17 protein-coding genes and 1 tRNA gene are annotated in these 23,095 nt (G+C 61.4%); 8 read left to right on the top strand and 10 right to left on the bottom strand.

What is annotated here, in order from left to right; genetic code table 11:
• Positions 1-24 precede the first annotated feature (24 nt).
• From urtB to BV911_RS01390, 5 genes are all read right to left on the bottom strand, one after another.
• Positions 25-1,638 (bottom strand): urea ABC transporter permease subunit UrtB, encoded by a 1,614-nt coding sequence (gene urtB, locus BV911_RS01410; RefSeq protein WP_086051786.1) that lies wholly within the window; start codon positions 1,636-1,638, stop codon positions 25-27.
• An 87-nt stretch (positions 1,639-1,725) separates the two neighbouring features.
• Entirely contained in the window at positions 1,726-3,009 is a 1,284-nt protein-coding gene (urtA, locus tag BV911_RS01405) for an urea ABC transporter substrate-binding protein (protein ID WP_086051785.1), read from the bottom strand.
• A gap of 425 nt (positions 3,010-3,434) precedes the next feature.
• The gene (locus BV911_RS01400) at positions 3,435-5,081 is read right to left on the bottom strand and encodes a BCCT family transporter (RefSeq protein ID WP_086051784.1); all 1,647 of its coding nucleotides are present in this window, start codon (positions 5,079-5,081) and stop codon (positions 3,435-3,437) included.
• 48 nt (positions 5,082-5,129) lie between these two features.
• On the bottom strand, positions 5,130-5,543 hold the full coding sequence (locus tag BV911_RS01395; RefSeq protein WP_086051783.1) for a universal stress protein: 414 nt from the start codon (positions 5,541-5,543) through the stop codon (positions 5,130-5,132).
• Positions 5,544-5,793: 250 nt separating this feature from the next.
• Positions 5,794-7,275, bottom strand: coding sequence for an MORN repeat-containing protein (locus BV911_RS01390; protein WP_240512100.1), 1,482 nt, complete (start codon positions 7,273-7,275; stop codon positions 5,794-5,796).
• A 183-nt stretch (positions 7,276-7,458) separates the two neighbouring features.
• On the opposite strand from BV911_RS01390, the gene BV911_RS01385 reads away from it, so the two are divergent.
• From BV911_RS01385 to BV911_RS01370, 4 genes are all read left to right on the top strand, one after another.
• The gene (locus BV911_RS01385; protein ID WP_086051781.1) at positions 7,459-9,117 is read left to right on the top strand and encodes an NAD+ synthase; all 1,659 of its coding nucleotides are present in this window, start codon (positions 7,459-7,461) and stop codon (positions 9,115-9,117) included.
• Between the two features lie 152 nt (positions 9,118-9,269).
• Entirely contained in the window at positions 9,270-9,566 is a 297-nt protein-coding gene (locus BV911_RS01380) for a hypothetical protein (protein ID WP_086051780.1), read from the top strand.
• A gap of 148 nt (positions 9,567-9,714) precedes the next feature.
• Positions 9,715-12,594, top strand: coding sequence for an excinuclease ABC subunit UvrA (gene uvrA / locus BV911_RS01375; RefSeq protein ID WP_086051779.1), 2,880 nt, complete (start codon positions 9,715-9,717; stop codon positions 12,592-12,594).
• A 31-nt stretch (positions 12,595-12,625) separates the two neighbouring features.
• Entirely contained in the window at positions 12,626-13,558 is a 933-nt protein-coding gene (locus BV911_RS01370) for a patatin-like phospholipase family protein (RefSeq protein ID WP_086051778.1), read from the top strand.
• A gap of 14 nt (positions 13,559-13,572) precedes the next feature.
• Here BV911_RS01370 and BV911_RS01365 read toward each other — a convergent pair whose 3' ends face one another.
• Positions 13,573-14,817, bottom strand: a complete 1,245-nt coding sequence (locus tag BV911_RS01365) for a bifunctional alpha/beta hydrolase/OsmC family protein (protein WP_086051777.1) — start codon at positions 14,815-14,817, stop codon at positions 13,573-13,575.
• A 415-nt stretch (positions 14,818-15,232) separates the two neighbouring features.
• On the opposite strand from BV911_RS01365, the gene BV911_RS01360 reads away from it, so the two are divergent.
• Complete coding sequence (locus BV911_RS01360) at positions 15,233-16,504, top strand: DEAD/DEAH box helicase (protein ID WP_086051776.1); 1,272 nt, start codon at positions 15,233-15,235, stop codon at positions 16,502-16,504.
• A 143-nt stretch (positions 16,505-16,647) separates the two neighbouring features.
• Here the strand turns inward: BV911_RS01360 and glnA are convergent, their stop codons facing one another.
• Both glnA and BV911_RS01350 read right to left on the bottom strand, forming a co-directional pair.
• Positions 16,648-18,054 carry a type I glutamate--ammonia ligase gene (gene glnA, locus BV911_RS01355; RefSeq protein WP_086051775.1) on the bottom strand — a complete coding sequence of 469 codons (1,407 nt, stop codon included), beginning with the start codon at positions 18,052-18,054 and terminating at the stop codon, positions 16,648-16,650.
• 75 nt (positions 18,055-18,129) lie between these two features.
• Positions 18,130-18,468, bottom strand: a complete 339-nt coding sequence (locus BV911_RS01350) for a P-II family nitrogen regulator (RefSeq protein ID WP_086051774.1) — start codon at positions 18,466-18,468, stop codon at positions 18,130-18,132.
• 322 nt (positions 18,469-18,790) lie between these two features.
• Here BV911_RS01350 and BV911_RS01345 point away from each other — a divergent pair, with 322 nt between their 5' ends.
• Together BV911_RS01345 and BV911_RS01340 are read left to right on the top strand one after the other, a co-directional pair.
• The gene (locus tag BV911_RS01345) at positions 18,791-19,693 is read left to right on the top strand and encodes an NAD(P)H-hydrate dehydratase (RefSeq protein ID WP_371587721.1); all 903 of its coding nucleotides are present in this window, start codon (positions 18,791-18,793) and stop codon (positions 19,691-19,693) included.
• Positions 19,694-20,134: 441 nt separating this feature from the next.
• A tRNA-Leu gene (locus BV911_RS01340) sits at positions 20,135-20,218 on the top strand.
• Between the two features lie 113 nt (positions 20,219-20,331).
• On the opposite strand, the gene BV911_RS01335 is transcribed toward BV911_RS01340, so the two are convergent.
• Together BV911_RS01335 and BV911_RS01330 are read right to left on the bottom strand one after the other, a co-directional pair.
• The gene (locus BV911_RS01335) at positions 20,332-21,069 is read right to left on the bottom strand and encodes an acetoacetate decarboxylase (RefSeq protein ID WP_086051772.1); all 738 of its coding nucleotides are present in this window, start codon (positions 21,067-21,069) and stop codon (positions 20,332-20,334) included.
• On the bottom strand, positions 21,066-22,220 hold the full coding sequence (locus BV911_RS01330; protein WP_086051771.1) for a patatin-like phospholipase family protein: 1,155 nt from the start codon (positions 22,218-22,220) through the stop codon (positions 21,066-21,068). The genes BV911_RS01335 and BV911_RS01330 overlap by 4 nt, the downstream gene beginning before the upstream one ends.
• A 218-nt stretch (positions 22,221-22,438) precedes the next feature.
• Between BV911_RS01330 and BV911_RS01325 the strand changes: the two genes are divergently transcribed.
• Positions 22,439-23,092, top strand: coding sequence for a protein-L-isoaspartate O-methyltransferase (locus BV911_RS01325; protein WP_086051770.1), 654 nt, complete (start codon positions 22,439-22,441; stop codon positions 23,090-23,092).
• Positions 23,093-23,095 lie beyond the last annotated feature (3 nt).

Below are 23,095 nucleotides of genomic sequence, written 5' to 3'. Positions count from 1 at the left end.
GGTATCGGACCTGTGCGGGATGGGTCATCCGTCTACCGCCCGGCCCTTGACGGCGAACAGGCCGCGCGGACGCTTCTGAATGAACAGGATGATGCAGACCAGCACGATGATCTTAGCCAGGACGGCGCCGGAATAGGGTTCGAGAAACTTGTTGGCGATGCCGATGGAAAACGCCCCGGCAAGGGTGCCCCAGATATTGCCCGCGCCGCCGAAGACCACGACCATGAAGCTGTCGACGATGTAGCTTTGGCCCAAGTTGGGCGAGACGTTGTCGATCTGGCTGAGGGCGACCCCGGCCAGACCGGCAATCCCGGCCCCAAGGCCAAAGGTCATGGCATCGACCCAGCCGGTCCGGATGCCCATGCTGGCGGCCATGGCGCGGTTCTGGGTCACGGCGCGCATTTGCAGGCCGATCGGGGTTTTCTTCATCACGAAGAGCAAAATGGCGAAGACGGCCAGTGCGAAGACGAAAATCCACAGGCGGTTATAGGTGATGGTCAGGTGGCCGATGTCGAAGGCGCCGGACATCCAGCTTGGGTTGCCGACCTCGCGGTTGTTGGGGCCGAAGATCGAGCGCACGGTCTGTTGCAGGATCAGGCTGACCCCCCATGTGGCCAGCAGGGTTTCCAGCGGACGGCCATAGAGGAAGCGGACACAGCCGCGTTCAATGGCCACGCCAACCGCACCGGCCATCAGGAAGGCGAGGGGGGCGGCGATTAGCAGGGACCAGTCGAAAAGGAAGGGAAAGGAATTTCGGATGACCTCTTGTACCGCGAAGGTGGTGTAGGCCCCGATCATCACCAACTCGCCATGGGCCATGTTGATGACCCCCATGACGCCGAAGGTGATGGCCAGACCAATCGCGGCCAGCAGCAGGACCGAGCCAAGCGAGATGCCGAAAAGGACGTTCTGCGCCCCAGACCACAGTTTTTGCGTGCGTTCGATCTGATCGACGGCATCGGCGGCGGCGGCGGCAATCTGGGCATCGGGGGCGGCGACCAATGGGGTCAGGATGCCAAGCGCGGCTTGATTGGCTTGGGTCTTGAGGATGGCGATTGCCGCCAATTTGTCGGCGACGGTGCTGTCGCCCGCCAGCGTGGTCGCGGCGATGGCACTTTTTAAGGCGGCGCTGACCCGGGGGTCGGTTTCGTCCAAGATTGCGGTTTGCAACAGGTCTAGCTGGTCTGGGTCCGGGGCGCGGAAGGCGGCCTCGGCCGCGGTCAGGCGGCGGGCGGGATCGGGGCTGGACAGGGTCAGGATGCCGATGGCAGCACCGATGGTCCGGCGCAGGCTGTTATTGACCCGGATGGCGCTGGCGCCGCGACGCGGCACGACGCCGGCTTCCGCGCCGGTCAGGGCGTCGGCGGCGATGTCCACGCCTTTGACGTCGGTGACGATGACAAGGCGGCCATCGGATTTCAGAACCTGCAATTCCCCGTCGCTGAGGGCTTCGAGCAGGCCAACGGCGCGGTCATCGCCAGAGGCGGCAATCTGGCCGACGACAGCGGCGCGGTCGTCAAAATTTCCGTCCGGAAGGGAGGCGACCAGCGCGTCAAAATCCTGAGCCGTGGCCATGGTGGCCAGCAGCCCGGCCACACAGGTGAGCACGGTGAACAGATAGGAACGCAAATGGGTCATGGAAACTCCGGCGGGACGGGGGAATGGGGCGTCCGGTAGGGCGGCCCCCCCGAAGGGGCGCCGCCGCAAGGCTGAGACGTGGCGCGATCAGGAGCCGCCGCAGGTCTCGGTCTGGGTGTTGTAGTTGCCGCATTTCAGATCGACCCAATCCGAGGTCAGCACGGCGCTTTCTGGCAGGAAGTCGGACCATGCGTCACCGGCGACAAGGCCATCGGTTTCCCAAACGACGCTGAACTGGCCATCGTCCTGAATTTCGCCAACCAGAACCGGTTTGGTGATGTGGTGGTTCGGCAGCATGACCGAGGTGCCACCGGTCAGGTTCGGCACTTCGATACCCGGCAGGGCAGCGATGACAGCGTCGGGATCGGTGGTGCCGGCTTCTTCGACTGCCTTCACCCACATGTTGAAGCCGATATAGGTGGCTTCCATCGGGTCATTGGTGACGCTGTCGTCATTGCCGGTGAAGTCCAGCCATGTGTCGATGAACGCGTCGTTCTCGGGGCTGTCCACCGACATGAAGTAGTTCCACGCGGCGAGGTGGCCGACCAGTGGGGTGGTGTCGAGACCGGCCAGTTCTTCTTCGCCAACCGAGAAGGCGACGACGGGAATATCGGTGGCCTCAATGCCTTGGTTGCCCAGTTCTTTGTAGAACGGCACGTTGGCATCGCCATTGATGGTCGAGACTACTGCGGTTTTCTTGCCCGCCGAACCGAAGGTCTTGATGTCCGAGACGATGGTCTGCCAATCGGAATGTCCGAACGGGGTGTAGTTGACCATGATGTCTTCGGCGGCGACGCCTTGGTCCATCAGGTAGGCTTCGAGGATCTTGTTGGTGGTGCGGGGATAGACATAGTCGGTTCCGGCCAGCACCCAGCGTTCAACGCCTTCGTTCGCCATCAGGTAATCCACGGCGGGGATCGCCTGCTGGTTCGGCGCGGCGCCGGTGTAGAAGACGTTATACTGGCTTTCTTCGCCCTCGTACTGCACCGGGTAGAACAGGATCGAGTTCAGTTCTTCGAACACCGGCAGCACCGATTTGCGCGACACCGAGGTCCAGCAGCCGAAGACGACGTCCACCTCGTTGGCTTCAATCAGTTCGCGGGCCTTTTCGGCAAAGAGCGGCCAATCAGAGGCCGGGTCGACGACCACGGCTTCCAGCATGCGCCCGTCGATGCCGCCCTTTTTATTTTGCTCGTCGATCAGCATCAGGACCGCGTCCTTGAGCGTGGTTTCCGAGATCGCCATGGTGCCTGACAAGGAGTGCAGGACGCCGACCTTGATCGGGCCGTCTTCGGAGGCCGCGAGGGCGGTGGAGGACAAGAGGGTCGCGCCGAGGCTGGCGCCGATGAGCAATTTTCTGAACGAAGTCATAGTATTTCCCGTACCTTCATGAGCGTCGTGACACGTGGGGTGATGGCCCGGCGTGTCATCGTTCCGGGCCGTTGGCGGCCAGACGCTGCGTTCCTGTTGTCAAGATCACCGCAAGACAGGCCCTAGGCGGGTCGTCGCTTGCTGCACTCTCGGTCTGTGTGTCCGGCGCGAACTGCCGGGTTGCGCCCAGAGGTTGCGCAACAGGCAGGGTGGTCGGAACAGGAAATGGTAAGGAGGTGGGCGTTGCGCCCGAAAAACTGCTTCAATAAAGCACAAACGCACAAAATATAGGCGAATAGGTCGAAAAATAGGCCGAGAAAAAGTGATGAGGGTGCCGGCTGTGTCTGACCCTAGGGCAATCCGGCAAAAAAATGCCCCGCCCGTGGAGGGACACGGACGGGGCGGGCAGGAGTATATGTAACGCGTTATGAGCCGCGCGGTTCCGTGGCCAGACCACGAATAATCGCATAACACATCACAAGCAGGACAATGGTGAACGGCAAGCCGGTTGAGATCACCATAGACTGGAGCGAAGCCAGCCCGCCGGTCGACAACAGCAGCACAATCGCAACCGTGCCTTCGAAGATGCACCAGAACACCCGCTGCGGTACCGGCGCATCGACCTTGCCGCCTGCGGTGATGGTGTCGATCACCAAGCTACCACTGTCCGAAGAGGTCACGAAGAACACGATGACCAAGACGATGCCCAGCAGCGAGGTGATGCTGGAGAGCGGCAACATGTCGAACATCTTGAACATTTTCAGCTCAAGCGGGGCTTCTTGTGCGGCGGTATAGCCGTCGTTCAGCACCTGATGGATCGCGGTGCCACCGAAGGTCGACATCCACAGCACGCAAACGAGGCTGGGGATCAACAGCACGCAGGTGACGAATTCCCGCACGGTGCGGCCACGGCTGACGCGGGCAATGAACATGCCGACGAACGGCGACCAGCTGATCCACCACGCCCAGTAGAACGAAGTCCAGCCTTGGCTGAAGTTCACGTCTTCACGCCCAAACGGGACAGCCAGCGCGGGCAGATATTCGAAATAGGCCATCAGATTGTCGGCAAAGCCGGTCAGAATGGCCACGGTCGGGCCTGCGATCAGTACGAAGGCCAGAAGGGTGAAGGCGAGACCCATGTTGATCTCGGACAGGATCTTGACGCCGCCATCAAGGCCGCGAACCACAGAGATCAGCGCAAAACCGGTGATGACCATGATCAACACAACCTGCGTGGTCGTGCTGAACGGGACGCCGAACAACTCGCTCAGACCAGCATTGGCCTGTGTTGCGCCCAAGCCCAGCGAGGTGGCCAGACCGAACAGGGTGGCAAAGACGGCCAGAATGTCGATGGCATGTCCGGTCCAGCCCCAGACCCGTTCGCCGAAGATCGGATAGAAGGCCGAGCGGAGGGTGAGCGGCAGGCCTTTGTTGAAGCTGAACAACGCCAGCGCCAGTCCGACCACCGCGTAGATCGCCCAAGGATGCAGGCCCCAGTGATAGATGGTGGCCGCCATGCCAAGACGCACGGCCTCGGCCTCGTTGCCAGCGGCGCCGGCCAGAGGTGCCCAGTCGGTGCGCGCGCCGTTTTCCAGCGTGATCCCGCCCATGGCCGATGAATAATGGCTCATGGGTTCGGACACGCCATAGAACATCAGGCCAATGCCCATGCCGGCCGCAAAGAGCATCGAGAACCAGCCGATATAGGAGTAGTCGGCAGTGGCATCCACGCCGCCAAGCCGGACACGCCCATACGGGCTGACAATCAAAAACAGGCAGAAAATGACGAAAATGTCGCCGGCGCCAATAAAGAGCCAGTCAAAGCTTTTGGTGACGGTGTCGAACAGCCACGAGAACACTGCGCCCGATTGGTCGGGCAGCAATAACGTCAGCAGAACGAAGACAATGATGGTCACGCCCGAGGTCATGAAGACCGGGTTGTGAATGTCAAAGCCGATCGGACCGACCGATCCTTCGACATTGTCTTGTCCGATATTATAATCCGTATCGATGGGCGTTGCTGCGCCATCTGGCTCCGGTATCCCGGATGGATCGGTGGAGGTATCTGTCATGAAGACTCCTGAGAGAGACAAAGAAAAAGGGGAGGCGCGGCGCGCGGATCAGCGAATGACGAAGACCGAAGCCTTGGCGCGGCGCGCGATCTGTCCGCCATGGGACGGCCAGAGATGATCGGCCAGTCCGGGAATATGCGAGGCCATCACAATCAGATCCGCGTCCAGCGTCGTGGCTGCGGCAAGCAACTGCTTGTCCAGATCGGCACTGGGATCGGTGCTGATGCAGGCATGGGAGGTAACCTTGTGCCCGTGTTGCGCGCCTTGTTCGGCTGCAAATGCCGCAAGCTTGGCGGTATATTCTTTTGGCGAATGCGCCACCGCCCCCGGGGTTTCCCCGGTGACGCCCACATAGCAGACCGGACAGTCATACTGGGTGCCAAGATCGGCTGCGGCTTGAAGCGCACGGGTCAGTTTGGCGGCATGGGCCAGATCGACAGGACACATGATTTTGGAGAACATTTGTTGCCTTCCATAGGTTCAATAGCGCTTCGAACACCGGATGATGCAACGCGTGTGGAGAGTTGGGGTTAACGTGGAGTAGTCCAAAACATGAAATTTTTCAACCCCATAGCGCGAATTAACCGCCTCGTCGCCGAGGCAGCCTTCGGGTGCCCTTGGGTTAGGGGCTGAAATTCGTCCGCCCTTTCAGGCGTTTGGGCGGAATGGCGCGGGGGTGTAGGGGTGAGGCCCGCGCCGGGTCTGTAGGGCTTTATTCAGGCGTTTCAGCTGGGTCTGTGTCAGGATCGGTTGCGCCCGTAGCGGGAGCGTCCGGTGCGGTTGTGGCTGGGGCATCCGGCTCGGTCAGTACGCCATTCGTCCAGATGCCGCTCAGCACTTCGCCGGTGGCATAGGTTAGGGTGCCACGGCCTTCGCGCTTGCTGTCGACAAAGGCGCCCTCATAGACATCGCCGGTGGCATAGCGGGCGACGCCGGTTCCGGTGATCGCGCCATCGTTCCATTCGCCGGTATAGGTCATGCCATCGGGGACGGTCAGGGTGCCGGTGCCGTGGAACTGATCGTTTTGGAAGCCGCCCGTGTAGGTGGTGCCGTCGGCATAGGTGACGCTGCCTTGGCCGGTCCGCAGCCCAGCGTCCCAATTGCCTTCGAAGCTATAGCCGTCGGCGGTGACCAAGGTGCCTTGACCCTGCTGCTGACCGTCGACGAAGCCGCCGGTATAGACGGTGCCATTGGCGCGGCGGCTGGTGCCTTGGCCATCGATCACGCCGTTGACCCAGTTGCCGCTATAGCTGTCGCCGCTGGGATAGGTGATCCGGCCTGCGCCTTGGGGCAGGTTGGCGGCAAAGTTGCCCTCGAAGATCGAGCCGTCGGGATAGACCAGACGGCCTTTGCCCTGATGCTGCCCGCCTTGCCATTCGCCGTCATAAAGATAGCCGTCCGTGCCGCGAAAGGTGCCGATGCCGCTGCGTTGGTCTGCGGCGAAGGCACCCTCGTAGACGTCGGAATTGGCATAGGTCATCTTGCCGTTGCCATGGCGCTGCCCTTGGGCCAGCACGCCCTCATAGACGTCGCCATTGGCATAGGTGACGCGGCCAAAGCCGCCCATCTGGTTCTCGACCCAGTCCCCGACGTAGATGAACCCGTCGGTCATCACCATGGTGCCCTTGCCGTTGCGCCGGTCCGACAGCATCTCTCCCTCATAGGTGGAGCCATCCGGGTAGGTGATTGTCGCCGCGCCGCTGCGCATGCCGTCGATCCAGCCGCCCTCGTAGACATATCCGTCGGGGCGGGACCATGTGCCGTTGCCGTGCCGTTGGTTGTCGACGAAATCGCCCTGATAGACCGACCCATCGGCATAGGTGGCGGTGGCCGGACCGCTGAGCACCCCATCGGTCCACGTGCCGAGGATGACCGAGCCATCCAGCAGCGCGATCTGGCCGGTGCCATTGGGGGTGCCGTCAACAATCGCGCCCTCATAGACCGAGCCGTCGACAAAGTTCGCGGTGCCGTGTCCGGTGCGGGCGCCATCGACCCAATCGCCGGAATACTCATAACCATTGGGCAGGGTGTAAGTGCCGAAACCGTCCGGTTTGCCGCCGGTCATCGCCCCGGTATAAACGCCGCCATTGGCATATTGCTGGGTGACGCTGTCGGGGTTGCCAGTGCCAGTGCCCGTGCTTTGGGCCGTAGCGGTGAGTGTGCCAAAGAGCAACACGCCGGCGATTGCTGTCACTTTCCGCCCGCGTGCGGTTCGGTGTCTTTGCCTGGCCATGTCGCTACAGTCCCACATTGTCGCTGGTGTTCTGGCGACTGTGCTAGTCGATCCACGGCAGAGGGGCAACATTGCTTCGCGCTTGACGCTTTTCCTCGGGCGCGCTGGGCCGTAAAGAGGGGGGACGAGCAGGAGAACCGGACCATGCGACAGACTTTCCGCCTGACCCTTGGTCAGATGAACCCGACCGTGGGCGCACTGGACGCCAATGCGGCGCTTGCCCGGCAGGCGTGGGCCGAAGGGCGTGACGCCGGGGCCGATCTGGTGGCGATGTCGGAAATGTTCATTACCGGCTATCAGATTCAGGATCTGGTGATGAAGCCGGCCTTCATCAAAGCGGCGATGGCGGCGATTGATACGCTGGCCAAGGACTGTGCCGATGGGCCCGCGCTGGGCATCGGCGGGCCATGGATCGCCGAAGACAAGCTGTACAACGCCTATCATATCCTGAAGGGCGGGCAGGTGGTGGCTCGGGTCTTCAAGCATGAGTTGCCGAATTGGGAAGTGTTCGACGAGGTCCGACTTTATGATGCGGGGCCGATCTCGGGGCCGTTTCGGTTGGGGCCGATCCGCATTGGTACCCCGATCTGCGAAGACGCGTGGCATCAGGACGTGGCCGAGGCGATGGCCGAAAGCGGTGCCGATATCCTGTTGGTGCCGAACGGATCGCCCTATCACCGCAACAAGCACGACGACCGGCTGACCCATATGGTGGCGCGGGTGATTGAGACCGGCAAGCCGTTGATTTATCTCAATATGGTGGGCGGTCAGGACGATCAGGTGTTCGATGGCGGCTCATTCGGGTTGAACCCGGGCGGGGTGCTGGCCTTTCACATGCCGGTGTTTGCGACCGCAGTGGCCCATGTGGATCTGGAAGAGACCAAGGCCGGTTGGCGCATTGTGCAGGGCGACCGGCCCGCGCAGCCGGACGAATGGGAACAGGACTATCAAGCCATGGTCATCGGCCTGCGCGACTATCTGCGCAAGACCGGCTTCAACAAGGTGGTTCTGGGCCTGTCGGGCGGGGTCGATTCGGCGCTGGTTGCGGTGATTGCCGCCGATGCTGTGGGATCTGCGAATGTGCGCTGCGTCATGTTGCCGTCGGAATACACCTCAACGCATTCGCTGGAGGATGCAGAGGGCGTTGCGGCGCGGCTGGGCTGCCGTCTGGATACGCTGCCAATCGGGGCCGCGCGGGCGGCGGTGTCGGACACGCTGGCACCGCTGTTTGAGGGGCGTGATCCCGACCTGACCGAAGAGAACATCCAATCCCGCCTGCGCGGGGTGATGTTGATGGCCCTGAGCAATAAGTTCGGAGAAATGTTGCTGACCACGGGCAACAAGTCCGAAGTCGCGGTCGGCTATGCGACGATTTATGGCGATATGGCGGGTGGCTTTAACCCGATCAAAGACCTGTACAAAATGCGGGTGTTCGAAACCTGCCGCTGGCGCAATGCCAATCATCGCGACTGGATGCAGGGACCGGCGGGCGAGGTGATCCCGGTGCGGGTGATCGACAAGCCGCCCTCCGCCGAGCTGCGCCCCGATCAGAAGGACGAGGACAGCCTGCCGCCCTATCCGGCGCTGGACCGTATCCTAGAGATGCTGGTGGACGAAGAAGCGTCGGTCAGCCAAGTGGTGGCGGCCGGGTTCGACCGCGAGACCGTGCGCAAGATCGAACGGCTGATCTATCTCAGCGAATACAAGCGCCACCAGTCGGCGCCGGGGCCGCGTCTGACCAAGCGGGCGTTCTGGCTGGACCGCCGCTATCCGATTGCAAACGGGTGGCGCGACCGCAGTTAAGCCGCACTGGCGGCGCGGGGGACGTTCACATCGGTGTTCGGACGAAGCCAATATGCGACATTATGCCTCTCGTCCGTCCGAAGTGAAAGTTAGGCGGTTGTTCTGAATGGTGCGAGTCATGGCGCACGTTAATCAATTCAGGAGAAAGCGTGATGGAAGGTATTGTTGCAATTATTGTGCAGGCGGTGGCCGGTATGGTCGGCGGCGGTGTTGCTGGGCAGGTCGTTAAGACGGTTGGTATGGCCGTCTTGCCGCGTCTGATTGCCGGTGCCGTCGGCGGCGTTGCGGGTGGGTCGTTGATCGGCGCGCTGTTGGGCGGTGCCACGGATGCCGCGGCCGGGACAACCGGCGGCATGGATATGGGCGCGTTGATCGGTCAGGTCCTGGGCGGCGCCGCTGGCGGCGGTGTTCTGACCGCGATCGTCGGGCAATTTATCGGAAAGAAATAAAGCTTTCAGGGGCAGGCCGATGCTGGTCTGCCCTGTTGCCGCTGGATGGCGCCGAATTTTACGGCCCGCGTTCTATATTTGTTCACATTTTATCATTGGAGACTCGGTTCAGAGACCCTAGATTACCCGGATCATACCGAGGTGGGTCATGGCCGAGTTGAAGAAGATCGAAGTGCGCGGCGCGCGCGAGCACAATCTCAAGAATATCGACGTGGATATTCCGCGTGACCAGCTGGTGGTCATCACCGGGCTCAGCGGGTCGGGCAAATCCAGCCTTGCCTTCGATACGATCTATGCCGAAGGGCAGCGCCGCTACGTCGAAAGCCTCAGCGCCTATGCGCGGCAGTTTCTGGATATGATGGAAAAGCCGGATGTGGATCACATCTCAGGGCTGAGCCCGGCCATCTCCATCGAGCAGAAGACCACCAGCAAGAACCCGCGTTCGACCGTGGGCACCGTCACCGAGATCTATGATTACATGCGGTTGCTTTATGCGCGGGTTGGTACGCCATTCAGCCCGACCACCGGCTTGCCGATTGAGGCGCAGCAGGTGCAGGACATGGTCGACCGGATCATGGCGCTGGAGGACGGCACCCGCGGCTATCTTTTGGCCCCGATTGTGCGCGACCGCAAAGGTGAATACCGCAAGGAATTCATAGAGCTGCGCAAGAATGGCTTTCAGCGCGTCAAGGTAGATGGCGAATTTCACGAATTGGACAGCCCGCCGACGCTGGACAAGAAGTTTCGCCATGACATCGACGTGGTGGTCGACCGGATTGTGGTGCGTGAGGGGCTGGAAACGCGGTTGGCCGACAGCCTGCGGACAGCCCTTGATCTGGCCGATGGCATCGCGTTTCTGGAAACAGCGCCAAAGGCGGGCGATGGGGACGACGCGGCCCCGGCACCCGACCGCCTGACCTTTTCCGAGAAATTCGCCTGCCCGGTGTCGGGCTTCACCATCCCCGAGATTGAGCCGCGCCTGTTTTCGTTCAACGCGCCGTTCGGGGCCTGCCCGGCCTGCGATGGCTTGGGGGTTGAGCTGTTCTTTGATGAACGGCTGGTGGTGCCGGATCAGACGATCACCCTGTATGACGGGGCGCTGGCGCCGTGGCGGAAGGGCAAATCGCCTTATTTCCTGCAAACCATCGAATCCATCGCCAAGCATTACGATTTCGACAAGGCGACGCCGTGGAAAGACCTGCCCGAGGCGGTGCAAAACGTGTTCCTGCGCGGCTCGGGCGACGAAGAAATTCAGTTCCGCTATGATGAAGGTGGCCGGATTTATCAGGTCAGCCGGGTGTTCGAGGGGGTGATCCCGAACATGGAGCGGCGCTATCGCGAGACCGACAGCGCTTGGGTGCGGGAAGAATTTGAGCGCTATCAGAACAACCGCTCGTGTGGCACCTGCGGCGGCTATCGTCTGCGCCCCGAGGCGTTGGCGGTGAAGATTGCCGGGCTGCATGTCGGTCAGGTGGTGCAAATGTCGATCAAACAGGCCTTCGACTGGTGCGAAAGCGTGCCGGAAAGCCTGACCGCGCAGAAGAATGAAATCGCCCGGACCATTCTGAAAGAAATCCGCGAACGGCTGGGGTTCTTGAACAATGTCGGGTTGGAATATCTGACCCTCAGCCGCAATGCCGGGACGTTGTCGGGTGGTGAAAGTCAGCGGATCAGGTTGGCCAGTCAGATCGGGTCGGGCCTGACCGGGGTGCTGTATGTGCTGGACGAACCCAGCATCGGCTTGCACCAACGCGACAATGACCGTCTGCTGATTACCCTGAAAAACCTGCGTGATCAGGGCAATACCGTGATCGTGGTCGAACATGACGAAGAAGCGATCCGTGAGGCGGATTATGTCTTTGATATGGGTCCGGGCGCGGGCGTGCATGGCGGATCAGTCGTGGCGCATGGCACACCGGCCGAAGTTATCGCCAATCCGGTGTCATTGACCGGAGCTTACCTCAGTGGGAAGCGCGAGATCGCGGTGCCGAAAACCCGGCGCAAGGGCAATCGCAAAAAGCTGACAGTGGTGAAGGCCACCGGCAACAACCTTCAAAACGTCACGGCGGAATTTCCGCTGGGCAAGTTTGTTTGCGTCACAGGCGTGTCGGGGGGCGGCAAGTCGACCCTGACGATTGAAACGCTGTTCAAGACCGCCTCGATGCGGCTGAACGGGGCGCGCCAGACGCCTGCGCCTTGTGAGACGATCAAGGGTTTGGAGCATCTGGACAAGGTGATCGACATTGATCAGCGGGCCATTGGCCGAACGCCGCGATCCAACCCCGCGACCTATACCGGGGCCTTCACGCCGATCCGCGATTGGTTTGCCGGGCTACCAGAAGCCAAGGCGCGCGGCTATAAGCCGGGGCGGTTTTCGTTCAACGTCAAGGGTGGGCGCTGTGAGGCCTGTCAGGGGGATGGCGTCATCAAGATCGAGATGCACTTTTTGCCCGACGTCTATGTGACCTGCGAGACCTGCAAGGGTGCGCGGTACAATCGTGAGACGTTGGAGGTGAAGTTCAAGGGCCGCAGCATCGCCGATGTGTTGGATATGACCGTTGAAGATGCCCAAGGCTTCTTCGCCGCCGTGCCGTCGATCCGCGAAAAAATGGACGCGCTGATGCGGGTCGGTCTGGGTTATATCAAGGTTGGTCAGCAGGCCACAACCCTCTCGGGCGGCGAAGCCCAACGGGTGAAGCTGTCAAAGGAACTGGCGAAACGATCCACCGGTCGGACACTGTATATCCTGGATGAGCCGACCACAGGTCTTCACTTTGAGGACGTACGCAAGCTGTTGGAAGTGCTTCATGAACTGGTCGAGGGCGGCAATACGGTCATTGTGATTGAGCACAATCTTGACGTGATCAAAACCGCCGACTGGCTGATCGATATTGGCCCCGAAGGCGGCGATGGCGGTGGGCAGGTGGTGGCTGTGGGCACACCGGAAAAGGTGGCCGAGGTTGAGGCCAGCCACACCGGGCGCTATCTCAAGCCGATGCTGTTGGCGCGCAAAGTGGCCGCGGAATAACCGAGGCGCGGGGGGCAGAGGGAACGACGGCATGACGCAGCAGGGCTTGGGACTGGCGCTTGGCATGGGGGGCGCCCGCGGCTGGGCCCATATTGGCGTTCTGCAAGAACTGGCGCGGATTGGCGTCGTGCCCGAATATCTGAGCGGCTGTTCCATGGGGGCGCTGGTCGGTGCAGCATGGGCCGGGGACCGGCTTTCCCCGCTGGAGGACTGGGCCACCAATCTGACGATGCAGGGCGTTCTGGGCTATATTGATCTCAAGCTGTTCGGCGGCGGTTTGGTGGAAGGCGGCGAGATTGCGCGTTTGGCCGCCCGGCTTGATCTGCCGCAACTGATCGAAGATCTGCCGCGGCAGGTGTCCATGGTCGCCACGGACATGAGCAGCGGTGAAGAAATCATCCTGCGCCGCGGGCCACTGGCCGATGCGGTGCGGGCATCGACGGCGATTCCGGCGGTGTTTACGCCGAAGTTTCTGGATGGGCGTTGGCTGCTGGATGGGGCGCTGGTCGATCCGGTGCCGATCACGCCCTGCCGCGCGATGGGGGCCAACCGGGTGATTGCGGTCAATGTGAACGCCACGATGGGCAAGCCGCTTTGGGCAGCGCGGGCGTTGCCGCAAGTCAGCGAAGGGCTGTTCTCGCGGATGGTGCGTCCCGACATTCTGCCAGACAATCTGCGCAATCTTCTGGGCTGGCCTGCAGAGCGAACGCCGGTTCCGGACAAGCCAGACAAACCCCGGTTGCGCGATCCGAATTACATGGATGTGGTGCTGACCGCGGTCGATATCCTCTGCGAGGGGGTGCTGCGGCACCGGCTAACGCTGGACCCGCCCGAGGTGATGATCGATCTCGACCTGCGCCATATCGGGATCTTGGAACTGCATCGCGCCGACGAAGCGATCGCGGCAGGACGCGCTGCCGTGGCCGCACAGGCCGACGCGATCCTTGCCGTGGCGCGGGGCTGAGTAACCCCGCTGCGCTATTCCGGGTCTTCGGTCGCCGCGTCCGGTTCGTTCAGCAGATGGGTGACTACTTTAGCACCGGCTTCGATGGTGCGGTGAACCGGACATTTCTCAGCAATCTCGAGCAATTTTTGCCGTTGCGACTGTGAGAGATCGCCATGAAGCCGGATGACCCGTTGAAACTGATCGATCCGGGGACTGACCGACACTTCGATATCCTGCGCATGCACCTTGTTATGGGTGACATCCACCCGGATCCCGGTCAGAGGGAACCCTTTGCGGCGGGCGTACATCCGCAGGGTGATCGACGTGCAGGCACCCAGTCCAGCCGCCACCAGACTATAGGGCGACATGCCCTTGTCGGTGCCGCCATAGGCGCGAGGCTCATCCGCCAGTATATGATGGTGCGGGCCGTTGGTGATATCCTGAAGAAAGCCGTCCGGGTCGGCTTCGGTGACGCGGATCACATCTTCGGGCACATCCGGGGGCGGGGCAGGGCTGCGCAGCGCCAGATACCGCCGCGACCATGCCGCGATCACTTCGGCGGCATATTCCGCGTCTTCGGGGCGGCTGAGCAGGTGGTCGGCCTCGTCAAGGGTAACAAAGCTTTTGGGGTGATGGGCGGCGCGGAAAATCTCGGTCGCGTTGTCGATGCCGACCGTATTGTCGCGCGGGGCGTGAAGGATCAGCAAGGCGCGGTGCAGCCCTGCGACGGCGGGCGCGAGCGAACTGGCCGATACATCATCGAGGAACGCAGCACCGACGCGCAGGGCGCGGCCACCCAGTTGAACCTCGGCGCTGCCGTCGGCGCGAATTTTGTCCAGCGCGTCGCCGAAGTTATGGGTCACATGGGCGGGATCGTACGGCGCGCCGATGGTCACGACGGCGCGGGCCGATGGAATCTCGCCCGCGGCGCGCAGGACTGCCGCGCCACCAAGGGAATGGCCGATCAACAGATCGGGGGCTAGGCCGCGCTCGGCCAATGCCTGTGCGGCAAGGCGCAGATCTTCGACATTGCTGGTGAAGGTGGTGTTGGCAAATTCACCGCCGCTGTGACCGAGGCCGGTGAAATCAAAGCGCAACACTGCGAACCCCATCCCGGCCAGTCGGGCCGAAATGCGCCGGGCCGCAAGGATATCCTTGCCGCAGGTGAAACAATGGGCAAACAGAGCGGTGGCCAGATGCGGACCGTCCGGCATATCCAGCCGCGCGGCCAGATCATGGCCGCCGTGGCCGGCAAATGTGAAACGTTGGGTCGACATGGCTGTCCTTTACGATTGCTGCCATGAAACTGATGCTGCGCGGGGCTTGGAACAAGGGGCGAAGTGGCCGGGTCACGCAAGGGTGACGCAAAGGGGTCAGTTTGCAACATGCCCGGCACCGATGGTGTTATGGGCGGGAATCCCTTGACAGAGCGTCTGAAAAGCCCCACATGAGCCTCTGTCAGAGACCGCTGCCGCGTGAGCAGCCCGCGACCCGAACCCGGGAGATCGCGACGGCGCTGACAAATTTCTGGTTCCCACATCACGCAGGGGTTCAGGCGTCGCGACGGCATGCTGGGCAATTCGGCCCATTTGTCAGGCAGCGACGCAGCCTTTGCGATGCCCTGCACATGTCTGTGCGGGGTGCGTATGTGTTTGCGTGCAGTCTTTATGGCGCACGCTGTGAGGACTATTTATGGATTTCGACATGCTGGGCCTAGCGCCCCGTCTTGTAGCCAAACTGGCTGAGCAAGGCATCAAGACCCCGACTCCTATTCAAACCCAAGCCATCCCCCATGCCATGAATGGCCGGGATGTGTTGGGGCTGGCCCAAACCGGGACCGGCAAAACCGCCGCCTTCGGCCTGCCGCTTGTGCATGCGCTGTCGGTGGACGGCACCCGGCCTGATCCCAAAACGGTGCGCGGGTTGATCCTTGCGCCGACACGGGAACTGGCCAAGCAAATCTCGGATAACCTGCGGGCCTATACCGAAGGCAGCCACCTGAAAGTGGCGCTGGTTGTCGGCGGTGCTGGCATCGTGGCGCAAGTCAAGCGTCTGGAAAAAGGCGTCGACCTGCTGGTTGCGACGCCGGGCCGGTTGTTGGACCTGCTGGATCGCCGCGCTGTTCGTCTGGATCAGACCCGGTTCTTGGTGCTGGACGAAGCCGACCAGATGCTGGATCTGGGCTTTATCCATGCGCTGCGTAAGATTGCACCGCTGCTGGCAAAAGAGCGTCAAACCATGCTGTTCTCGGCCACCATGCCGAAGCAGATGGCGGAACTGGCACAAGCCTATCTGACCGATCCGGTCAGGGTGGAAGTGTCGCCTCCGGGCAAGGCTGCCGACAAGGTGACGCAAGCGGTGCATTTTGTCACCAAGGGCGACAAGACCGATCTGCTGATCAAGTTGCTGGGCAAGCACCGCAGCGAGATGGCTTTGGTCTTTTCGCGCACCAAGCACGGTGCCGACCGGTTGTCGAAATCCTTGGAGCGTGCCGGGTTTGATACCGTCGCCATCCACGGCAATCGTAGCCAAGGTCAGCGCGAGCGGGCAATTTCGGCGTTTAAGGCCGGTCAGATCAAAGTGCTTGTGGCGACTGACGTTGCGGCGCGTGGGATCGACATTCCGGGTGTGCGTCACGTCTATAACTTCGATCTGCCGAACGTGGCCGAGAACTATATCCACCGGATCGGCCGCACTGCGCGCGCCGGGGCCGATGGTGCTGCGGTTGCATTCTGCGCGCCCGATGAGATGGGCGAATTGCGCGACATTGAGAAGGTGATGAAAATCTCCATTCCGGTCGCGGGCGGAACGCCTTGGCAAATCGAAGCCGGTGCCAAGAAAGGCCGCAGTGGCGGCGGTGGTGGTGGCGGCGGCGGTGCTGGTGGGGCTGGCAACGGTCAGCGGCGTCGGCGCCCCGGTGGGGCCGCTGGCGGACAACGCCGAAAGTCACGCCAAGCCGCGTAACAAATGATGAAAAGGGCGCCTTAAGAGGCGCCCTTTTTTTGTGCCGGGCGCTGGTGTGTTGGGCTGTGTGACTTTCAGCAGACATCAAAAAAGGGGACGCCCGAAGGCGCCCCCTGATACTCGTTACGGCCTCTGATCGACGATCAGCTGCTGTAATACATTTTGAACTCGATCGGGTGCGGCGTGTGCTCGTAAGCGTACACTTCCTGCCACTTCAGCTCGCAATAGGCATCGATCTGGTCTTTGGTGAACACGTCACCGGCCAGAAGATACTCGTGATCTGCCTGCAGCTCGTCCAGCGCTTCGCGCAAGCTGGCGCAAACGGTGGGGATGCTGGCCAGTTCTTCCGGCGGCAGATCGTAGAGGTCCTTGTCGCTGGCTTCGCCGGGGTGGATCTTGTTCTTGATCCCGTCGAGGCCGGCCATCAGCAGGGCTGCGAAGGCCAGATAAGGGTTGGCGGTCGGGTCCGGGAAACGGGCTTCGACGCGCTTGGCCTTGGGGCTTTCTGCGAACGGAATGCGGACACAACCGGACCGGTTCGAAGCCGAGTAGGCCCGCAGAACCGGGGCTTCAAAACCGGGGATCAGGCGCTTGTAGCTGTTGGTGCCCGGGTTGGTGAAAGCATTGAGCGACTTGGCGTGCTTCAGGATGCCGCCGATGAAGTACAACGCTTCGTCGGACAGGTCGGCATATTTGTCACCTGCGAACAGGGGCTTACCATCCTTGAAGATCGACATGTTGACGTGCATGCCGGTGCCGTTGTCACCCGAGATTGGCTTGGCCATAAAGGTCGCGGTCTTGCCATAGGCTTGGGCCACGTTGTGCACGACATATTTGTACTTCTGGATCTCGTCGGCTTGCTTGGTCAGGGTGCCGAAGATCAGGCCCAGTTCGTGCTGGCAGGACGCCACTTCGTGGTGGTGCTTGTCGACCTTCATGCCCATGCGCTTCATGGTCGAGAGCATCTCGCCGCGAATGTCTTGCGCATCGTCCACTGGGTTGACCGGGAAATAGCCGCCCTTGATGCCCGGACGGTGGCCGGTATTGCCCATTTCGTATTCGGTGTCGGTGTTCCACGAGCCGTCTTGTGCGTCGACCTGATACGAGACTTTGTTGGTGCTGACCTGAAAGCGGACGTCGTCGAACAGGAAAAATTCAGCTTCCGGACCCATATAGGCGGTATCGCCGATGCCCGAGGACTTCAGATAGGCTTCGGCGTTCTGCGCGGTGCCGCGCGGGTCGCGAGAGTAACGCTCGCCGGTGTCGGGCTCGACCACGGTGCAATGGATGCACAGGGTTTTCTCAGCGTAGAACGGATCGATGTAGACGCTATCGGGATCCGGCATCAGTTTCATGTCGGATTCTTCAATGCCCTTCCAGCCGGCAATCGAAGAGCCGTCGAACATGAAGCCTTCCTCGAGGAAATCTTCATCGACGAGGTCCGCCACAACAGTGACGTGCTGAAGTTTGCCGCGCGGATCGGTAAAGCGAATATCCACGTATTCGACTTCTTCGTCCTTGATGGTCTTGAGAACAGCTTCATTGCTCATGTGACCTAGTTTCCTCTTGCTTGCGTTTTCGGGTAGAACCCCGGGGCCGTGTGATCCGGGGAGTGTGTTCTGGGCTTAAAGGGCGGCTTCGCCGTCCTCGCGGGTCCGAATGCGGATGGCTTGTTCCACGTTCGAGACGAAAATCTTGCCGTCGCCGATCTTATCGGTCCGGGCCGCTTCGAGAATGGCTTCGATCGCTTCGTCGACCTGATCGTCCGACAGCACCACTTCGATTTTGACCTTGGGAAGAAAGTCGACAACATATTCCGCGCCGCGATACAGTTCGGTGTGGCCCTTTTGGCGGCCGAAGCCTTTGACTTCGACCACGGACAAGCCCTGCACGCCGACATCCTGAAGCGCCTCTTTGACCTCATCCAGTTTGAACGGCTTGATAATTGCCTCAATTTTTTTCATGTCAGACTTTCCCCCGCGCGGTGGTTTCGATGCGTGAGACCACTTTCACCGTATCGCTTCAATTGGCTAGGGGGGTGATGCAAGATTGGCTCGTGGGAATCTCAGTCGGTTGATTGAAATTTGGGCGATACGCACAAAAAGGCAGCGAAATGAAAACTTGCCAGACAAGGGTGCGCCTCAGTCGGGGCGATGCGACAGGTCAACCGGGGATGACGAGCAGTGAGATTCTGGCGCGATTGGCGTTTCCGGTCCCGTCACCCAAGGGGGTGGCTGTGAGCTTATGGAATGGGGATGGACGGATCGCCGCCATGCGGGCAGGGCGATGAGCGCGGTAACCGCACAAGGCTTGTCGCCCGATTTGGTGGCACAGCTGTCGAAATCCGCAGATCAGCACAAATACGATCACGGTCATGCGCTGGTTCTGTCAGGCGGGGCGGGGCATGGCGGTGCGGCACGATTGGCAGCCCGGGCGGCGCTGCGAATCGGGGCCGGGCTGGTGACGCTGGGCTGTCCCCCGGACGCGCTGGCCGAAAATGCCGGTCAGTTAACTGCGGTCATGGTGCGGGTGCTGGGAAACGCAGACGCGTTGCACGATGCGCTTGGGGATGCGCGGTTGACCGCCCTCTGTCTTGGGCCGGGCCTTGGGGCTGGGCCGGGGCAGGGCGGTCAAAGCCGCGTGCGCACGCAGGGGTTGGTGCAGGTCGCTTTGGCTGCACGCCGCGCGACAGTTTTGGATGCCGATGCGCTGACGGCGTTTGCCGATGCGCCGGAAGCGTTGTTTTCCGGTCTGCATGAAAGGGTGCTTCTGACGCCGCATTCCGGCGAATTTGGGCGGCTCTTTCCCGATCTTGCCGGGGCGTTGGCGGGCGGATGTGATGAGGCGGCGCTTCCGGCGCGGCGCAAGGCGGTGTGCGCCGCCGCGGCGCGATGTGGGGCGACTGTTCTGCTGAAAGGAAGCGTGACCTTGATCGCCGGTTCGGGTGGGGAATTGGCCGAGGTTCACTTGACCGGTGCCGCCGCCGCGCCATGGCTGGCAACGGCGGGGTCCGGGGATGTTTTGTCAGGGTTTATCACTGGGTTGCTGGCGCGTGGGTTTGCGCCGGGGCAGGCCGGAGAAACCGCCGCTTGGTTGCATGGGGCCGCGGGGCGGCATGTCGGGCCGGGCCTGATCGCCGAGGACCTGCCGGACGCGCTGCCCGGGGTTTTGCGCGCGTTGGGGGTCTGACCCCGGGGGCCGCGCGCTGCGCAAGTCTTAGCGGCTTTGGGTCAGGCTGCCGCTATTGCCGCGCCAATCGGTGACCGGGGCCGGAGTTTGGCCGGGCACATGGGGAAATACGGCCTGTACCAGCAGGGCCGATGCCAAAAAGAACGCAACGATCCAACCGGTTTGGCCGCCGACGCGCAGGGGGGGCTGCGGTGGGGGCCGTTCCTGTCATGGAATGGGACATCTTCACTCTCCAAAAGGGGGTACTCTTGCCGGCTCCGGTATCCCAAGATGCGCCATAGTAAAAACGAATGTTTTTGACGATGCGGATCACGAAACGTGATGCATGGCGGTGGGATGCAGATCTGTGATGATCTGATCATTTTGCCTCTCGCCACGGCCCGAAGGCTTTGCTAGAAGCCGCCTAGGCTGAAGACAAAGAACGACGTTGTCGGCCAGCGTGCGGGTGTGGCGGAACTGGTAGACGCACCAGATTTAGGTTCTGGCGCCTATGGCGTGGGGGTTCGAGTCCCTTCACCCGCACCACTTTTGAAATCAAGTCACGTTCAGCAATACTGCCGGGGCTGCTTCCCTATAATCTCGGCTCTGATGTGTTCAAGAAAACGCCGCCCGCACGTTGCTGTTGGGCCAGAGCAGTTTCAGCCCAGATAATCGTGCACAACTTTTCCTAGGCCCAAGGTCAGATCGGTCAGGATGTGCGTTGCGGACAGCACTTCGCGCACCGGCAGGGCCGAAACCGGCGCCAGCGCATGTGCAAAAAGTTCCAGCCCGGCCGGCCCTGCCCACGCGCCTTTGATGGTCAGGTCCGTCAGCGAATATTCCACCAATTCGCAGATCCGCGGTGTGCAATCCACATGCGGGATGATCTTGAGCAGGAAACTGGGCGCCTCAAGCCCGGCACGAAGCGATTCACCGTCCAAAGTCTGGTGCTTGTAGCCCATGGTCCCCGTCGCCAGTCGCACCGATCCCAGATCCAGCGTGCCGACAAGGGTGTCTTGCTCGACACGCAAAGACGGTTGCGCCAACTTCTTGGGAAAGCCCCAGATCTCACGCCCGCCAGCGATGGGAGAGCCGTCGTTCAGAAACATGGCGTGAACATAGCCACCCTTGCGGCCCTGAAAGCTGACCGGAATAACCTGTCCGGCTTCGGTGTAATCGCCAAATCCGGTAGAATCCGGCATGCGGATGAATTCAAATTTCACGATCGGTTCGTCGACCTGCAAGGGTTCGGGAACCACGGCGCGCAGGGCCTCTAGATCGGTGCGGTAAGTGATGACCAGGAATTCGCGATTGACGAAGCGATAGGGGCCTTTGGGGTAGGCCGGGCTGGTTAACGGCATGGAAAAGGCGTTGGAGACGACGTCGGACATCTTCATAGGGGCGTTCCCTTGCTGGGCCGCGATGTGCGGGTTTTGCCGGGGTCGTAGACGCGAAGCCCCTTGTCGTCGTCATCGCGGTTGATCCAGTCGGGGTGGGCCAAGGCGTGCCGGACGTCCAATTGTCCGGCGGACCAATGTTCGGTCATGGATAGGCGCGAAAACTCATAATCCTTAGACGGGCCTTCAAAATCCAGTTTGCGATGGATCAGATGCACCAATGAGATCGCCACATCCGGGGCGGCATTGCGCAACTGTGCCAGATCGGGGTCATCTCGCAATTCGAGCGGAAGCTTGTCGGCCAATCGGTCAGCGGCGCGGCGCAATTCGAACAATTGGCTATACAGGTCAGTGGTTAGCCGGGTCCGGCTGGAAAACTGGATGTCCTTGGTGCGCTGCGTGACGTCATCCAAAGTTTCAGGGCGCGTGCCGGTGGCACTGAACAGATCGACCTGAAAGATGCACATTGGGGACTGATCGGTATTGGTCATGATATAGGCGAGCGGTGTGTTCGAGACGAGGCCGCCATCCCAATACTCGCGGCCGTCAATGGCCACCGGGGGAAACCCGGGCGGCAAGGCGCCGCTGGCCATGATATGCGCGGGCTCAATCCGGTCTCGTCTGCTGTCGAAATAGGCAAAGTTGCCGCTTTCCACCTCGACCGCGCCGACACTGATCCGTGGCCCGGCATCGTTGAGATAGTCGAAATCCACCAGCGATTCGAGCGTCCCGACCAACGGCGCGGTGTCGTAATAACTGCGCACGGGGAACGGACTGAAGGGCAGGAATGGCAATGGCGATGGGTGTGGCGCAAAGAATCCCGGCACGCCGGACAGCATCACGCTCATAGAGGCCGCTTCGGTGAACAGATTGCGGGCGGCCTTACCGGTGAAAAGCGGCGCAAACGTCAGGTTCGATGACACCTGTTCCCAGAATTCGCGCAGGCGGGCGACGCGCCGTTCGCGGGGATTGCCGCAGATGATGGCCGCATTGATCGCGCCAATGGAAATACCGGCGACCCAGCCCGGCTCGGTTCCCGCCAGTGACAGCGCCTCATAGGCGCCGGCCTGATAGGCCCCAAGCGCGCCACCGCCCTGAAGGACAAGGACGATTTTTTCGGCGGGTGAGGCGGAGGAGGGGGGACGTGTCATGCAATTCCTTGCGCGGTGTTTCAGGCGGTGCCCGGATCGGTCCGGCCCCCTGCCCATGCAAAAGGTGTGACACGTCTTCGACAATTATCAAGAAATTCCGGCTCTCACGGTGCCGTTCTGGCTGCGGCTTTTGGAATCCCGGTGTTTTGAGCGGTTGCCCGACCTGAGGTTCTGTGCGATGTCGAAGTCTGATGAAACTAGACGGTTGAGTTTAGTACATGACAGATTTTGCCAAACGCAGACATATGATGGTCGATACGCAAGTGCGGCCTTCGGACGTCACCAAGTACCCCATTCTCGAAGCGATGCTTCGAATCCCGCGCGAGGCCTTCGTGCCCCATGATCGGACCGAGGCCGCCTATGTGGGCGAGAACCTAGCCATCGGCCCACGCCGGGTGATGCTGGAGCCGCGCACGCTGGCCAAGATGATGGACGCGGTGAACATCCAGAACAGTGATCTGGTTCTCGATATCGGCTGTGGCTATGGATATTCGTCTGCCGTGATCGCCGAGATCGCCGAAGCGGTCATCGCCGTCGAGGAAGACCCCGCCCTTGCCACCGAAGCCGAAGATCGTCTGGCCGAGCACGGGATCGACAACGTTGCCGTGGTGACCGGACCGCTGTCCGAAGGCGCGGCCCAGCATGGCCCTTACGGCGCGATTTTCGTGCAAGGCGCAGTGGAAGAGGTTCACGCAGACATTCTGGCGCAATTGAAAGAGGGTGGCCGGATCGTCGCAATTTTCGCAGAAGGCGAACTTGGCGTGGTGCGCATCGGGTTTCAGATCGACGGGCGCGTGTCCTGGCGGTTCTCGTTCAATGCGGGCGCGCCGATTGTTCCCGGCTTCGAGAAGCTTGTGGAATTTGCGTTATAATAC

Origin of the sequence: Pseudoruegeria sp. SK021 (assembly GCF_002119405.1) — a bacterium.
GTDB lineage: Bacteria > Pseudomonadota > Alphaproteobacteria > Rhodobacterales > Rhodobacteraceae > Meridianimarinicoccus.
Note: the sequence above shows the minus strand (reverse complement) of the source record. Positions and strands in the feature narration are given on the sequence as shown.